This is a genomic window from Photobacterium sp. ABD4_091, assembly GCF_056160145.1.
The window spans coordinates 535,684-551,066 of the sequence record NZ_JBSWWQ010000002.1; the positions used below are offsets into that span (position 1 = coordinate 535,684).

Annotated in this window: 14 protein-coding genes and 2 pseudogenes; 4 read left to right on the forward strand and 12 right to left on the reverse strand. The window is 44.0% G+C overall.

Translation table 11 applies throughout. The annotated features are described in order from the left end of the window. Positions 1-5: 5 nt before the first annotated feature. The 8 genes and pseudogenes from ACXAGQ_RS16650 to ACXAGQ_RS16685 all read right to left on the reverse strand — a co-directional run bounded on the left by ACXAGQ_RS16650 (position 6) and on the right by ACXAGQ_RS16685 (position 8,612). Positions 6-1,499 (reverse strand): proton-conducting transporter transmembrane domain-containing protein, encoded by a 1,494-nt coding sequence (locus ACXAGQ_RS16650; RefSeq protein ID WP_475255328.1) that lies wholly within the window; start codon positions 1,497-1,499, stop codon positions 6-8. Next, a complete protein-coding gene (locus ACXAGQ_RS16655) occupies positions 1,496-1,849 on the reverse strand; it encodes a Na+/H+ antiporter subunit C (protein WP_475255330.1) in 354 nt (117 codons plus the stop codon). Before ACXAGQ_RS16655 ends, ACXAGQ_RS16650 begins: the two co-directional genes overlap by 4 nt. Beyond that, on the reverse strand, positions 1,849-4,461 hold the full coding sequence (gene mbhE, locus ACXAGQ_RS16660) for a hydrogen gas-evolving membrane-bound hydrogenase subunit E (protein WP_475256605.1): 2,613 nt from the start codon (positions 4,459-4,461) through the stop codon (positions 1,849-1,851). Before mbhE ends, ACXAGQ_RS16655 begins: the two co-directional genes overlap by 1 nt. 517 nt (positions 4,462-4,978) lie before the next feature. After that, positions 4,979-5,955 (reverse strand): annotated as a pseudogene (locus tag ACXAGQ_RS16665) (IS481 family transposase). 67 nt (positions 5,956-6,022) lie between these two features. Then, a complete protein-coding gene (locus tag ACXAGQ_RS16670) occupies positions 6,023-6,223 on the reverse strand; it encodes a hypothetical protein (RefSeq protein WP_475256606.1) in 201 nt (66 codons plus the stop codon). A gap of 533 nt (positions 6,224-6,756) precedes the next feature. After that, the gene (cspE, locus tag ACXAGQ_RS16675) at positions 6,757-6,969 is read right to left on the reverse strand and encodes a transcription antiterminator/RNA stability regulator CspE (RefSeq protein WP_475255331.1); all 213 of its coding nucleotides are present in this window, start codon (positions 6,967-6,969) and stop codon (positions 6,757-6,759) included. A gap of 504 nt (positions 6,970-7,473) precedes the next feature. Further along, positions 7,474-7,875: an H-NS family histone-like protein gene (locus tag ACXAGQ_RS16680; RefSeq protein ID WP_475255332.1), complete on the reverse strand. Its 402-nt coding sequence runs from the start codon at positions 7,873-7,875 to the stop codon at positions 7,474-7,476. Positions 7,876-8,014: 139 nt separating this feature from the next. Then, a pseudogene (locus ACXAGQ_RS16685) lies at positions 8,015-8,612 on the reverse strand (tyrosine-type recombinase/integrase). A 503-nt stretch (positions 8,613-9,115) separates the two neighbouring features. Here ACXAGQ_RS16685 and ACXAGQ_RS16690 point away from each other — a divergent pair. The 3 genes from ACXAGQ_RS16690 (at position 9,116) to ACXAGQ_RS16700 (ending at position 11,433) form a co-directional block, all read left to right on the forward strand. Continuing rightward, the gene (locus ACXAGQ_RS16690; RefSeq protein ID WP_475255333.1) at positions 9,116-9,808 is read left to right on the forward strand and encodes a helix-turn-helix transcriptional regulator; all 693 of its coding nucleotides are present in this window, start codon (positions 9,116-9,118) and stop codon (positions 9,806-9,808) included. Between the two features lie 282 nt (positions 9,809-10,090). Beyond that, on the forward strand, positions 10,091-10,597 hold the full coding sequence (locus ACXAGQ_RS16695) for a dihydrofolate reductase (RefSeq protein WP_475255334.1): 507 nt from the start codon (positions 10,091-10,093) through the stop codon (positions 10,595-10,597). Between the two features lie 482 nt (positions 10,598-11,079). Further along, entirely contained in the window at positions 11,080-11,433 is a 354-nt protein-coding gene (locus ACXAGQ_RS16700; protein WP_475255335.1) for a hypothetical protein, read from the forward strand. Positions 11,434-11,522: 89 nt separating this feature from the next. Here ACXAGQ_RS16700 and ACXAGQ_RS16705 read toward each other — a convergent pair whose 3' ends face one another. From ACXAGQ_RS16705 to ACXAGQ_RS16715, 3 genes are all read right to left on the reverse strand, one after another. Beyond that, on the reverse strand, positions 11,523-11,867 hold the full coding sequence (locus tag ACXAGQ_RS16705; protein ID WP_475255336.1) for a hypothetical protein: 345 nt from the start codon (positions 11,865-11,867) through the stop codon (positions 11,523-11,525). Next, entirely contained in the window at positions 11,867-12,256 is a 390-nt protein-coding gene (locus tag ACXAGQ_RS16710; protein ID WP_475255337.1) for a metallophosphoesterase family protein, read from the reverse strand. The genes ACXAGQ_RS16705 and ACXAGQ_RS16710 overlap by 1 nt, the downstream gene beginning before the upstream one ends. A 95-nt stretch (positions 12,257-12,351) precedes the next feature. After that, positions 12,352-13,053 (reverse strand): GNAT family N-acetyltransferase, encoded by a 702-nt coding sequence (locus ACXAGQ_RS16715; protein WP_475255339.1) that lies wholly within the window; start codon positions 13,051-13,053, stop codon positions 12,352-12,354. A 180-nt stretch (positions 13,054-13,233) separates the two neighbouring features. On the opposite strand from ACXAGQ_RS16715, the gene ACXAGQ_RS16720 reads away from it, so the two are divergent. Next, a complete protein-coding gene (locus ACXAGQ_RS16720; protein WP_475255340.1) occupies positions 13,234-14,022 on the forward strand; it encodes an arylamine N-acetyltransferase family protein in 789 nt (262 codons plus the stop codon). A 58-nt stretch (positions 14,023-14,080) separates the two neighbouring features. Here ACXAGQ_RS16720 and ACXAGQ_RS16725 read toward each other — a convergent pair whose 3' ends face one another. Then, positions 14,081-15,121, reverse strand: a complete 1,041-nt coding sequence (locus ACXAGQ_RS16725) for an IS481 family transposase (protein WP_475250925.1) — start codon at positions 15,119-15,121, stop codon at positions 14,081-14,083. Positions 15,122-15,383: the final 262 nt, after the last annotated feature.

Here is a 15,383-nt window from a genome sequence, read left to right on the forward strand (position 1 = left end):
CTCCTTTACGGCTCGCCCAGTACAGCGTGAATATACTGTATTGGGTTCAATAGCTGCTCTGCTGCTTCATTGGCAAATTCGAAGAAAGGCTGGGCCACAAGCCCGATAGTTATTGTCATCATCGTTAAAGTGGCAATGGGCAAGCAGTAAAGCAGTGTGGTAGGCAGGGTAAGTTCCTGTGCTGTTTGCTCTGCTGCAGGCGCTTTCCAGAAGGCTTCACTCCATATTTTTGTCATAGAGAAAATAGTCAATAAACCAACCACCAGAGCTGTGGCTGCCAGTACATTGTAGTCATTGATAATACTGGCTTTGATAACCAAAAATTTACCCCAAAAGCCAGATAGCGGTGGGAAACCGGCTAATGAAAAAGCAGGGATAAGAAACAGGAAAGCAAGCCATGGCATGGCTTTGTAAACGCCGCCTAAATGGCGCAACTGGCTTGTCCCATATTTTCTCTCAATAAAGCCGCCAATCAAGAACAGATTTGCTTTTACGATGATGTGGTGAATGATATAGAAAATCGCGCCGGCAATGGCGATAGGGGTATACAAAGCTAAGCCCATAATCATATAACCAATCTGGCTGATAATATGAAATGAAAGGATCTTTTTAATATCAAATTGGCTGGCAGCACCCAGTACACCAGTGAGCATTGTCAGGCCGCTAATCCAGAATAGCATGGGTTGCCAATTGGTTTCGGTAAGCGGAAAAAGTAAGGTGAAAACCCTGATCAAGGCATAAACCCCTACCTTGGTGAGCAGGGCTGCAAATAGGGCGACGACAGCACTGGGCAATGTATGGTATGACGCTGGTAACCAAGCAAATAAAGGGAATAGCGCTGATTTGATGGCAAAAGTGAATAGGAATAACGCTGACAGCACAGTGGCAGTTTGCGTATCTACTCCAGGGAATTTTAGGTGTAGATCGGCAAGGTTGAGGCTTCCCGTTGCCCCATAGGTCAAGCCAATCGCTAATAGGAAGACCAGTGTCGAAATTAGGTTGAGCAGGACGTATTTAACGGCACCGTCGATTTGCTTTCGCTCGGCATCGACAATCATCAGGCCAAATGACGCAATGAGCATGACCTCGAACCATACATACAGGTTGAAGATATCGCCTGTCAAAAATGCACCATATACCCCCGCCAGCAAAACATGAAACAACACATGATAGAGGCCGTATGAAGGCTTGTGCTTGAGATCAGCCATGGCGTAAAACACGGTGACTGCACCGATAATTGCGGTTATGACAGTCATTGCAACGGCAAGGTAATCCGCCGCAAACACTATGCCGAAAGGAGCCATCCAGTTACTAAATGCCACAGCATAAGGGCCGTTTGCCGTGATATCAGCCAATAACTGCACACTACATAATACAGAAAGGATAACGCTTGAGCCGCTAATCCAGTTGATGGCCTTGTGGTTGTGGCGGACAAAAAAGGCACCGGTTGCGGTCAGTAGCGATATAACAACAGGTAGTGTGAGCCAAACTGAGGTCATTGATCCTCCTCAGAGCGTTGCATGGCATCGACATCAGCAGATCCTGTTTCGGTGTATGCCCGGTAGAGCAACATCAATGCGAAAACCAATAACCCAAAGCCAATCACGATAGCGGTCAGAATAAGTGCTTGCGGCAAGGGATCCGCAGCTCCCTCTGGCGGTAGCACAGAGTTAGCATCAATCAACGGCGGATTGCCCGGCGTTAGCCGACCAGCAGTGAAAATGGCTAAATTGACCGCGTTACTGATTAAGATAAGCCCAAGCAGAATGCGTATAATGTGGCGCTCCAGCATGAGGTAAACCCCTGCTGTGACAAATCCCCCAACGACCAAGCTCCAAAGTATTTCCATCAATCGAGCTCCTCATTCACGCGCAATAAGACTTCAAGCACGCCACCAATAACGGCGAGATAGATACCGACATCGAAAATGAGCGGTGTGCCCAAAGGTAAAATCTCCTTCCACCAAATCCCGGTTAAGAAAGGCTGTCCCATCACTAGGCCAATACCGCCTGCCAATAAGCTCAGGAAGACGCCAACCATTGCAATATTCATCGGCCTATAGCCTAGTCGTTCCCTGACGTATTGTGGTGACTCGGCGAAAATAAGCAGGGTCAAACCAATAACGGCGATCAAGGCACCGATGAAACCGCCACCCGGTGAGTTATGGCCGCGCAGAAGGAGGTACAGGGAAAAGACCATCATCAATACGGAAACGATGTGTGCAGTCGTACCAAAAATCAGAGATTGAATTCGGTTTTGCTGTTGGGAATGATTTTGAAACAAGCTAATAGCAGCAATTGCTGCGATAACCACAACAATGGCTTCGCCCATGGTATCGAAAGCCCTGAAGTCGACCAGAATGACATTGACAATATTTCGGCCATGGCCGCCGGGTACGCTGTTCTGAGCGAAGAAGTCAGCGAGTGGAGAGTCCAGCGGAGCCTTGGTAATGGTGACAAGCAGCGCGGTAACAGAAAAGCCGATTACGGCAGCGATGGCAGCATGGAAAGCCCGGCGGCTAGCCGGATGCTTTGCAACCGTGCTGAAGTGGGGTAAGTGGCGAATTAATAACGCAACAAACACCACCATCAAGGTTTCAACCAGCAATAGGGTTTTGGCCACATCTGGCGCGCTGTAAATCATGAAGACCAGTGTCATTAAAAAGCCGATAGCACCGAGCCCCGCAATTGAAAGAAGCCGTGAGGTGGAGAAAACACACAGCAGGGCGGCAGCTATCAATAACAGTGCGATGGAAATTTCGTACAGCTTGAGCGTAAGGATACGCTCAAGGAAGTCGCCATTTGGCAAAATTGGGCTCAACAGCAAAATTGCGGCAAGCACTGAGAAGAATAGTAAGGCATACACGCTAAGCTTGCGTTGCTGTAAACGCGCTGTTTGCCAAGTGGCAACAGACAACATTGCTGCCATGCACTTTTCAAAAACTTCGCTAGCGACTGGGAGAGGGTTAAGCACTTTATTTAACGCTTGGGTAACTGACGACATGTACTTAAAGATAAGGATCCCAAGCGCTAGCGTTACTGCACTCATGATTAAGGGCAGGTTGATCCCTTGCCATAATTTAACCGGACTCGACTGGTCGACTTGGTTAATTTCAAAAATGGCGACAGATAGTACATATTCATTAAGCCAGCCAAGCCCAAGAGTCGGGACAATAACGCTGCAACAGGCTAAGACCATGGGCGGGATCCAGTAGCCTATTTCTGCCTCGATGGATTTCACCGTAGGGTTATCTTCTATTTTCTCCCGTAAAAATGGCTGCGATATCACCGCAATAGCTAGCGCGACCATTACAGCGTTTATCATGACTAGGGCTAACATTACGATGCCATGGACTTCCAGCCCTGCCTTATAAGCGTATTCTTTACTCAGGAACCCCAATAATGGCGGTATTCCAGCTTTTGATAGGGCGGCAATAAGGCCAGAAGCAAAGCTAAAGATGAGTACGGCCTTTAAGCCATACAATACCCTAATATCACGGGTACCGGTTGCCTTGTCGATATTGCCGACCACCATGAACAATGCAGCCTTATAGAAGGCATGGGCAAGGATAAACAAGATAGCGGCAGCCAAGGCCGTTTCTGTTCCGATGCCGAGCAGTAGGGTCAGGATCCCAAGTATCGTATTGGTACTGAAAGCCAGCATCAGTTTGAGGTCTTTTTGCATCAGCGCAATGACAGCCGACCACAGCGCAGTGAAACCACCAACAGTAATAAGTGTATAGAACCAGAGATCACTGCTGGCATACACAGGCGAAAGCCTGGCCAGCAGGTAGATACCAGCTTTGACCATGGTCGCTGAGTGTAGAAAGGCACTGACAGGCGTCGGTGCAGCCATCGCGCCAGGCAACCAGAAGTGAAAAGGAAACTGGGCGGATTTGGTAAAAGCGCCAAGGAGAACCAGCACTAACGATGGGGTGAAATAGGGATGCTGGGTAACACTGTCTTTGGCGTTAACCGTCTTGTCTATGATGGTGCTTATTTCATAGCTACCTGCAATTTGGCCTAGTAGTATCAAACCAGCCAGCAGTGCTAGGCCGCCAGCCCCTGTGACAACCAAAGACTGCAAGGCGTTCTTGCGCGACTTTTCGTTTTCATGATTGAACCCGATAAGCAGGTAAGAAGTGATTGTTGTGAGTTCCCAGAACACAAACATCAAGATGATGTTGTCACTTAGCACCAGCCCGAGCATTGAGAGCATGAACAGGGTGAGATAGAGGTGGAATGAAAAGCGTTCGGCTTTGCTCTTCATATAAGCCAGCGCATAGAGCTGAATAAAAAAGCCAATGCTGCTGATTAATCCGACAAAAACGAAGGAGAGTGCATCGAGTTGAAGGCTTAAGTTGATATCGAGGCTGGGAACCCACGAAGCCGACCAGCGAAGCCCGGCAGGGGAAGGCTGATAATAATAGATAGCAGCAAAACAAATGAGAGCAGGAAACACCACAAACCCAAGAAGGGAATATTGGTGTTTGCCGCTGTCTAGTAAGGGCTTTGACTTGCCTTGATTATCTGCCACTATCGATAACTATCCCTATTGTTTGAATATTGTTAAAAAGGTTAATCCATAAACCTTTTTCTTACATCTAAGATACTGTTATTAATCAACAGTCGTCAATTCATTATCGTGAATTGAATGGCTGTGTCTTTCCATCAGGTTATGGGTCTCTTCGTAAAGTCTATAGACCTCATAGCCGTCATAGGTGCACTCACCAATGTCGTTCCTCGGACACACAAGTCGATTGCAGTGATCAATCAGTTCAGTGCTGCAGTTAGGACAATACTTTCTCATAATACCCTCTACATCCTTACAATGAATAATTCTGTTGTGTCGATTCCTTCTGATTACAATGTAGACGGGAAAAATGAAACGTGATGGCTGCCTTAAATGTGTTTTACAGCTATTTACAATCGATTACAAAAGTGAGAACAAAGTCGCATTTAGGTGAGCATGAACACTATCATAGAGATGGTTTCAATTTTCTTAGCTGAAGATCGAGCTTGTAATTCTGCTCTTGAAACCGCTCTTTCTCGATCTGGTAGTGCTGAGATACGTCTTCAGACAAAGGAGTCTGATCAGATATCTCCGTAATCCTGTCTATCGGGGTTAGCCCATTTAACGAGCTGTGGGGTCGTTCCCAGTTGTAGTAGTGTTGTCTTCAGCTAGTAGCAGATCCAGATCTTCCAGCCCCACGGAGACATCTATGGTCGGATAGAACTCACTTTTATCTGTTTTCTGCGAGCGTTCCACTTTACCATTCAAGTGAGGTGAGCCAGGTTTATTCGGGCGAAACTTGATTCCATAAATCATGAGTTTTTTCTGGACTTTCTCAGCAAAGAATTCACGCCCTCTGTCCGTCTGAATACGCTGGATAGGAAATGGCATCTCTTCCACGACACAATCAATAAAGTCGACTGTATTTGCTGCTGTGCGTCGAGAGTAGCACCTTAGAACCCGATAGCGAGAGCAGTCATCAATAGCTGTGTACTGATAAATTCCAGGCGCTATTTTACAGGTGTCCATCTGGACTCTATCACCAGGAATTGGGCGCTCATATCTTTGGAAATCTTTTTTGCGTCGGTAAGTTACGATGGGTTTCACTGATGCTTCAGATAAAACTTTATGGAGTGTTGCGGTGCTTAGGTGTATTTGGTGAAGTCGGATTAATTCCGTTTGTAAACGCCGCGCCCCTAGATTACGTTTCTCACGCATCGTAAGGATCAATGCTCTTAGCTTGTCAGTGACTTTGGTATCTGGAGATGAATGAGGGCGTCTGCTCTGGCTTTCCAGACCAGCTATTCCACACTCCTTATATCGCTTAGCCCACTTGCGTAATGTTGGTCTGGAAATACCACTGCGTCGACATACGAGGCCTGCGTCACCACATTCCTCATACATTTTTACCCACTGAAGTCTTTGTTGGATTTCTCTGTCCATAGACACCCAGTATAGTTGAAAGGATGTCTATGAATCACACAAGTAAGGCTAAAACTATTAGATTGCATTAATTTGTGTTTATGAACCGTTCAGCGGTAGCGAACAGGCTATTACACTTTTTCTTCTGTTTGGCAAACTCTGGAGTGCCTTCTGCCATAGAATCAAGAATTTCTTTAGCTTTGTGATACTCAGCTACCATAAGAGAAAACCTCTCTTCGAAGTTGTTTTTTCGAATATTCTTACTTGATTTTTTTGCTGGTTTTCTCATTTTCATTTCATAGTTCCCATAGCTTTTTCTGTTCTCGTTCTAGTAGAATATTCTCGATCTCCTTTCTTATCTTATGGATGTTGTCCTTACGATCTCCGTTGCCATGACTTTCGACATTTTTTGATTTCAATTTTCGACCAGATGTTTTTTTCAAAGTCTAATCTCCTTTACTTATAATATATAATAATGTCCCAAAACCATATCTTCTTCATTTCTGATTTCCCCAGTATTTTCAGACTCACAAAACGTAAAACGCAAGTCAAGGCAGGTAGTATTTACTCTAGGGAAGATATGACGCTTTAAAACATCGCTATTTAGCTGATTAATCATAGCTGACCAAGAGGTATTGTTGTGATAAAGATAATATTTAACTTGATACAATTAACTTTTGCTCTTATGGTGATTTTTCTCACGCAAAACATAGTACCAATATTTTTTTCGATTGGTTCTTCTAATCATTTCACTCCTTAATAAGTGCTCAAATAGAGAGATCTTACTTTCACTAGGGAATAGGCAAGTTCTCACCAAAATTCTTACAATGTAGTAACGTTGACTGCTTGTGGGCCTTTGCCACCTTGTTCCACGTTGAAGGAAACTTTTTGACCTTCCGCTAGTGTTTTGAAGCCATCGCAAGTAATTGACCTAAAATGAACAAATACATCAGAACTCCCATTATCTGGTGCGATAAATCCAAAGCCTTTTGTTTCGTTAAACCATTTTACTGAGCCAGTTGTTTTATTTGACATGTATATCTCGATAGATTGAGTTAAAAAGCGAACTACTAAATAAGGAATGAAGAAAAAGGTATCACAGGGCAGGATAGAGATGATTAATCAAATCAATAGAGAACTGAGAAGAGCTTGAACTAAATAAGTTATCAATAGCTCACTGTTTGAGTTGAGTGCTACTATACACGGTATGAACCAAATAGATATACATTTCTTCTTCTATTTTTTATTTATCTATAAATCATGTGGTTAGCTTGGGATTGCTCAGTGCCTCAGTTTGGGATTTCAACATATATTAATTACTGCCGAGTCAAGAGCCAGTGGTAAGACCTCTCTTCACTGAACAAATAATTAGAAAAAGTAGGTCAAATAGCGATCCGAAAAGATTGATGGATATATGCTCTAGCTTAGAAAGAGGCAGAACATACTTACAAAGTCAGTTAAGTGATAAAAAGCTAACTATTAAGCACAGGCTGAATTCAAGGGAAAGCCCCCAACAATCGGGGCTTTTCCCCGATTAGATTAGATCAGAAAATCATCTAGTGATTTTCCTTCATTCTCGATAGCCTCTTTCAGAGGCACAGGCATACGACCTTGACCTGTCCAGGTGCGCTCTTCACCATCAACGGTGAATTTATACTTAGCTGGACGAGGTGCACGCTTAGCTTTTTTAGGTGTGTCGGCCAATGTTGCTAGCAATTCTTCTGGGTCAATACCATCTGCTATCAGCATAGCGCGGTACGCCTGTAATTTTTCTTCTTTTTCTTTCTCTACTTGGCGAGATTCTGCCTCAGCTTCTTCACGCTCAGAAACCACAGTTTGCAGTTTCTCAAGGGCTTCTTGAAGTTGTTCTAACGTAAACTCTTCTCGTGCAGTAGCGCGCAAAGAACGTAGGTTTAATAGCGTTTTAAAAACATCACTCATAATTTAAATGTTCATAGTAAATAAAGCAGATACATTACATTATTATTGGTAATTAGACTATTCACAATCAAAGAAATAACACTTGCAACGCTTTGCGGCACAGGCTTTTCGGTGTATTAAAAAGCCTGTATTACTAACTCTAGCAGTCTGTTTGCTCTGAAAGCCTCAGTGCATCTTCCAACTCAACGCCAAGGTAACGGATTGTGTTATCTAATTTAGAGTGCCCCAACAGGAGTTGCACAGCCCTGATATTCTTTGTTCTAGCGTAGATTAAAGTGGCTTTAGTGCGACGCATGGAATGTGTTCCATAATTATCTGCATTCAACCCCAGTTTGCTCGCCCAATTCCTGATTATTGAACGATAAAAAGAGTAGCTTATAGGTTGCCCCTTTCGTCGAGCACTCGGGAAAAGGTAATTATTTGCTTCTAGAGAGGCTGAATAGATCCATCGGCTGATACTTTGCCTGCGTTCTTGGTGTGATCTCGTAATGCACATCAGTACCAGTTTTCTGCTGGATGCATTGCACCCTTTCGTAGATCACTCCTTGGGATGATACATCGTATACGTGGAGTTGAAGTAAATCGCTGGCTCTCAATTTACTATCAATTGCCAGATTAAGCAGTGCAAGCTGCATCAAATCGTTTTCAAGCTCTAATCGAGTTCTGATTCGCCAGATTTCTTCAAGCTTGAATGGCCTTTTTATTCCGCTACATGCCCTTGGTGATTGCTTCCTCATGTTGACCTCCTTCGAATGTTATTGGCCAACTAGGATTTTAGGAAAGCTAGCGGGACATTCTAGCTAGGAAAGTCATGGAAAAAATTAGTTAACATTAACCCTATAAAATAGCTCACCGATTTTGAGGCAACTTTCCTTGAAGAATATAGATAGCCCCCCCCTTTTTTTATCATAAAACACAACTAAATCAACGCCTTAATCGTGGCTGACATTTGAAAATAAAATATTTGCCCACACTACTGACAGAAACTGACACTCCTGTCAGATACTATTATTTCAACGTCAAGGACATGGTCAGAGAGAAGACGCCTCTTGAGCAGAGCTATAAACATTCATTAAAAATAACTGACAGTAGTTGTAAAAATATCCGCGCTCGACTGAACAATTGATTTGCACGAACGACTGGCGAGCAAAGTCACTTATCGGTTTTGAATCATTAGCTATTAATCACCAAGTAATTAAAATAAAAGGAATTCCCTAAGTTCGGGTGGATAGAAATTGATATGAGTAAATCAGAACGACTTTTTGACCTGCTGACAGTGCTACGCTCAAAGCGCTATGCCGTTACCGCAACTGAGCTTGCGAAAGTAATGAATGTGAGTGAACGGACTATCTACCGCGATATTCAGTCACTGCAAAATTCCGGTGTTCCCATTCAGGGAGAAACCGGAGTAGGTTATATGCTACAAGCTGGTTCACACCTGCCTCCTTTGATGCTGACAGAGCAAGAGATGGTAGCGTTTGAACTGGGTATGCGCATGGTTCGAGCTTGGTCAGACGAAGAACTTGCAAAAGCCGCTCAAAGTGCGTCAACCAAAATACAGTCAGTGCTGCCGGACAGAGTAAAGAAGCAAATCGAGTCCTTCCCGATGGCTGTTGCTGATAATCATATTCCGTCTGATATCACCAAGCGGGGGCAGTTACTAAGGCATGCAATTGATAAGCAAAATAAAGTTTCAGTTCATTACATAACTGAAGATGGCCTTGTGACTGAGCGCGTACTGCAACCATTAGGGCAGATATTCTGGGGAAACAACTGGACATTAGTGGCTTGGTGCGAACAAAGTGATGATTATCGCCACTTTCATCTCGATCGAATCGAACAATTGTCGGTTCTTGAAGAAGCATTTAGCCTGACAGAGTCTAAATCTTTGTCGCATTGTCTTTCACTGTGCGTCAATAGCCATTTAGTTTAAACGTATTTACCCCTGTGTACTTACAGCGTACGCCATTGTGATGGGCATTGCACTTAGAGCAGTCATGTGGTGATGCAGGCAGGTACTTAAGGCAGATGAGAGTCCAGTATCGCCAGTTATTTCATAGTAACAGGGTTTGAAGAATTTTACTTAAAGAGAATATCTCAATCTGAATATTGAGTGCCTTCTTAAAATACACAATGTTCTTAATTTCATAATGCAATAGCAGACGCACTTTGCGTTTATAAAACATTTTACAAACAACAAATATAGGAGCGTTTCATGATCCGACTAGTATTTATGACCGATGACAGCAATATGATTGGCTGCAAAGATCCTCAGGATATGCAAAACAGGGTAGCAAAATGGCCACAAGGTAAAGACTTTGAAGCTGAACTAGGCCGACTTTTCTACGGTGAACATATCGCTAGTGGAGGTGTTACCTACCCTGCATTTTATGCCAATGCTGTAGAAGGCATGAACATCAATGTTTTATCTCTGGATGAAGACTTTGATCTTATGGGCAACGAAAACGCAAAGGTTGTAACTGATTTTAAACAACTGGTAGATAAATTCAGTGGCAGTGATGAAACGCTGCTTGTTACAGGCGGAAAAACCACATGGGAATTGTTCCTGCCATATGCTGATGAAATGGTTGTTGTCTACACAGACAACGTATTGACTCCAGGTGATATTCTGTTTGACTCGTGGAGAGATGTCACAAAAACAGAAGTGGATCGTGTATTCTGGGAAGGCGGCTCCACCATTACTTATAAAGTTGATAAATAATTCATCTGCTTTTATTTATCAACAAGCTTATGGAGGTTAATGGATTAGACTATGTCTGATTCATTAGCCTGTTGATGGGTCTTATGAAGCCAGAAATTCTAATCGCTGACTTTAAAAAAACAGAAAGTTATTAAGGCTTAGCATTGTAATGGTTAGTATTACATTTGGCCTACCATTACTAATGTTATAGTAAGGATGCGAACTAATTCTGGGGTTGCTTTTTGCCTCTTGATGATCACGTCACTGATATGAGAGAAAGTAAGTCAAATAACGCTTAGATGAAGTTAACCGTCAGCAAGCTGAAACAAGGAAAGGGGCATAAAAGAGCTACCAACCTAAAGCTTACGGCTTTTATGTCAACAGTGTCATTTTACGACATTTAGTGGCTATTTTGGCAAAGGTAAGTGGCCTTAGTCTTTTGATGATGTAGGATATTACCTAGTTCTTCCTATAGGGGAGGGAATCTATTATTAAGGGACATAATGCAAACCAAGTACCTTCTTTTGCCAGCTTTTGCTGCTTTTGTCTTATCTGCCTGCACATCTACGCCGACTGATAGTGTTGAGCAGGTTGATGTGCTGTACCCAAGTACAGCGACCTTATTCGATCTATCGTCTTCCGGCGAGCAGCTTGTCGCAGGTATGGCAATGACGCAGAAGATCACTGATATTCACCGCTCTGACGACAAAGCACTTGTGTGTATAGAAGATCGCTGTGCGTACTCGGTGGCGCTGCCGAATGAAAAATTTGAGTCCCTACTTTCTGAGGGGCAGGTATTACCTATGTCACAAGCCATTGTGGAACTTGATGGCGTAGAGCTACTTCACCACCAATAAGTGCCATAGACCAAGCCCAGTGAGTACTTGACTGGGCTGTATTTTGAGCACCATTTCTCAAAACCAGTGGTAATCAGATATAGAAGAAGCTATAGCTGGTGGTTGCCAAGGTGTTCGACACAGATTTCCCCACCTTTCCAGTTAGCTTTGTAGATGGTCATCCCTTTGCTGCCATTGCGCTGTGGGGAATTAGTTTGGTGCTCAAAACCATAGGCTGAAGCGATGCCGACCAACTGGCGGACATCGCCTTCCTCAATATCAAAGTGGTGATGAGCATGGCCACTAATCACATTGCATTTGCTTGTAAAACAGCGAACAACCTCAGCTTGGTTTTCAATGCCAATCTGCTTGAACCATTGCTCGCTAACATCAAGGATCGGGTGGTGTGAGACGATTAACCTTGGTGTTTTCCTTATGGCCTTTCTTAGAGCCACTATCTCTCTGCTTGTAACTCTCCCAGCACCAAGCTCCAGAGATTTGCCTGTGGCTTTTCGCTGGTATCGAGGAAATGGAAAGGGATACCGTGCACAGTTGCTGATTGGCGAATCTTAATTTTGCTGCCCTTGAAGCAAGTTTTCATAACATTCAGATCGTCATGATTTCCTGCAAGCGCATAGCAATGGGTAATGAACTCGCAGGCTTCAAGGTAAGCTCGGATACGCTGATAAGCAGCAGGGACTGCGGCATTGGCAAGATCACCGGTCAGCAGCAAAACTTTCTCGTCCTTATCTTGGTTAACAATGTCTAATAGCCTGATGAGATTGGCATCTAGCTCATTGCTAGCCACGGCTAGGTGAGTGTCGGTGATCTGGTAAATTTTCACAGTTATCCCTTTGTTGAATTTTGTTTCTTATCAGTTCAGTACGGCGCTAGGTTAAAGGAAAGCCAAATAACACGCTATAAATAGTTAGGCTATGCCTAGTGAAGTAGGTCTGCTAAGCGCTGTTTCTGCCTTCCTTTTTCATCGAAATTATCCGCTGACAGCCAAGCTTGATGTGCGCTGGAGATTTGCGGCCAGTCGCTGTCAATGATGGCATACCAAGTAGTATCTCTATTTCGTCCGTTGTAGACGATTGCTTGTCTGAACAACCCTTCATAAGTGAACCCTAGGCGCTCTGCTGCAAGGCGCGAAGGCTGGTTGAGGGAATCACACTTCCACTCGCAGCGGCGGTAGCCTAATGTTTCGATGGCGTGTTTAAGCATTAGGTGGATGGCTTCGGTTGAAGCAGGCGTTTTTTGCAGTTTGGCCGAGAAAAGAAAGTTGCCAACTTCAATGACACCCATTTGGGGAACAATTCGCATATAGGAAGCAATACCCACGGCTTGTTCTGTCGCAGGGTCGATAATGGCAAAGAAAAGCGGGTCGCGGCTTTGCTTTAGAGGGGTTAGCCAGTCAAAGAAGCTCTCTTTGCTATCAAATGGCCCCATGAACATGTAAGTCCATAATCGGTTCTCTTTGTCGGCAGAGAATGCTGCAAACAGATCATCGCCATGGCGGCTTGGGTTAAGCGGTTCTAAGCGGGTAAAGTGCCCGGAAAGTGTCACAGGCTCTGGGACGGTGGCACCTTGCCAGTCAGGCATTGGTGAGCCAATAGGTTGTTGGAGATGGTTAAAATACATAGGATGTTCCAAAAGGTTATGTGGCGTTATTCTTCTTGAAACCAACAGGTTACTACCGACTATTGTGGGATTTCTGTGGTATGGGTTAGAAAATCTTGATTTACCTCCGTAGTTGCAGATTTTATGTTGCTATATGATAGGGCAGCATTGTTGGCAGCCACCGAAAAATAATTGGAGCAGATGTTGATAGAGAAAGCTTGGATACCCCAAATTGAACAGCGACTTGGTCTTCAGCTGTCACAACTAAGTGGCCTTGAAGGGGCAAACGCACTTTGCCAGGCGATGGTGACGGCGATTCCGTTTGAGAACTTGGATGTGCTATCAGGTATTCCAATCAATGATGAAACCTCTCACCTTTACCAAAAATTAATTCTGTCGAAACGGGGAGGGGTTTGCTTCGAGCTCAATAATTTCTTGTTTGAGCTGCTTACATTTTGTGGTTACCGCGTATATCGTGTTGCGGCAAGAATGTTTGTTGAAGGTGAATTAAGAGATGTTGCGAATCACATCACTCTGGTTCTTGAGCTTGATGAGCAAAAGTACATCGCAGATGTCGGGGATGCCCGGGCGATGTCCCAAATTATTCCTATGGATGGCAGCCTTGGCTTCGAACACCTTGGCATTACCCATCAAATAAAGCCCATTGGACAGGACTGTTATCAATTGTGGCTGCATGACATTAATTGCGATAAGGGGAAAGAGAATCCAGGCCTGTCACCACGTTATCAATTCATCGATGAACCTTATCAGCGTATCGACTTCAAACATGGTATTGCGTTTATCGAGCATGATGAACGATCAATCTTTAATAAACAGTGGGTGGTTTCAAAGTTACAGGGTGACACAAGAATCGCGTTGTCTGACGAGCATGTAGCAAGAACATCCAGTGAGGGCAAAACCATTACCCCGTATCATTCTGATGAAAGGGCGACCCTATTAGCTGAATTGTTTGGCATTGTTACTCATTAAATGTACTAATTCAGACCCGATCTGACAGTTACCCACTTTCGACTTGGTGCCTGTCAGATTATATCTGGGCTAGATTCTTTTCGGCCCAGATTGATTTCCCATCCTCTAATGTTTCTATGGGCGTTCTGCCACAGCACATTTTTCCTTGATGGGTACGATGATTGTTGTAGTAGTCCACCCATTCGTCCAGATCTTTCTGCAACTCATCCATTGAGCCATACAGTTTCTTTCTGAACGTCACTTGGTAGAACTCATTCAATATGGTCTTGTGGAAGCGCTCGCAGATCCCGTTTGTCTGTGGCGACATGGCTTTAGTTTTAGTGTGATCGATATCATTGATGGCTAAGTAAAGTTGGTAGTCATGTTGCTCAACTCGACCGCAGTATTCAGTACCCCGGTCAGTCAAGATTCGCAGCATTGGCAACTCGTGAGTCTCGAAGAACGGTAGAACCTTGTCATTCAACATATCTGCTGCGGTGATAGGTGTTTTTGTCGTATAGAGCTTAGCGAAAGCAACTTTGCTATAGGTATCAACGAACGTCTGCTGATAGATGCGTCCAACACCTTTCAGATTGCCAACATAGAACGTGTCTTGAGAGCCGAGATAACCTGGGTGTGCAGTTTCTATCTCACCACAGGCCTCATCATCATGCTTCTTGCGCTCAAGGGCAGCGACTTGCTCGTCCGTTAGGATTATACCGTCCTCTGCGACCTGTTTTTCCAGTGCGATAAGACGTTTCTTGAAGTTTTCTAGGTCATTGCGGAGCCAGATTGAGCGTACGCCACTTGGAGAGATAAACACGCCTAGTTTACGCAGTTCATTGCTTGTTCTGACTTGTCCATGCGCAGGGAAGTCGATGGCGTATTTGAGCACAGCCTGCTCAGTCTCACTATCGACACGATTCTTTAAGTTTGGTGTTCTGCGGCTTTGATTAATCAGAGCATCGATACCACCTGTTTCTACCAACTCTTGATAACGATAGAAAGTGTCTCTTGAGACACCCATGACTTTACAAGCTTTTGATACATTACCGAGTTCTTCTGCAAGATTGAGAAGCCCAGCTTTGTGTTTGATGATTGGATTGCTAGTATGAAGCATGAGAGTTACCTCTTATTGTCTTTGATTACGGATTCAGCACCTTTAATCAAAGTGGGTAACTCTCTTCATTTCAATTGAAGTGTCAGATCTAGTCGGAACTAATACAAATTATTGCTACAAAAATCTAGTTTGATATCTCCCTAATCAATTAACTCTATAAGAGTTTAGTCAAAGTTGTTACAAATATTAACTCAGAATTGTCCATATGCTTGCTGGATAGCTGCTAGCGTGTGATGTTGTCAATGAGCTTTTGAGCTCAGAG